Genomic DNA, 565 nt, shown 5'->3' on the forward strand with positions numbered 1-565 from the left:
GAATATGTATATCATTCTAGTAAGCGTTTACAAAAGATGAAATCCAATATTAAATTAATATGAAATTTATAAATAATTTATATTTAATATTACTATAGAAAGAAGGGGCAAATATAATGAAAAAGTTAAAGTTAAAATTATTGGCAATTACAGTAGCGACTACAACAATAGCAACATTACCTTCCATACGAGTGTTAGCAGCTTGGCAAGAAAGTGGAGGGAACTGGTACTATACAGGTGATTCAGGAGAAAGAAAAACTGGATGGGTTAACGATAATGGCACGTGGTACTATTTAGATAATTCAGGAGTGATGAAAACAGGCTGGGCTAATGATAACGGTACATGGTATTATATGGAACCATCAGGAGCGATGAAAACAGGCTGGGTTAATGATAGCGGTACTTGGTATTATTTGCAACCATCAGGAGCAATGAAAACGGGGTGGACTAATGATGGGGGTACATGGTATTATATGCAACCATCAGGAGCAATGAAAACAGGCTGGATTAATGATAATGGTACATGGTATTTTGCAGCAGCATCAGGAGCAATGCAAACTGGCGT

1 pseudogene is annotated in these 565 nt (G+C 36.3%); it reads left to right on the forward strand.

Annotated features, from left to right (window positions below):
* Nucleotides 1-116: 116 nt before the first annotated feature.
* Nucleotides 117-565: pseudogene (locus COL3_RS26715) on the forward strand (N-acetylmuramoyl-L-alanine amidase family protein); the annotation flags it as partial.

Source organism: Clostridium sp. LS (assembly GCF_002760435.1).
GTDB lineage: Bacteria > Bacillota > Clostridia > Clostridiales > Clostridiaceae > Clostridium.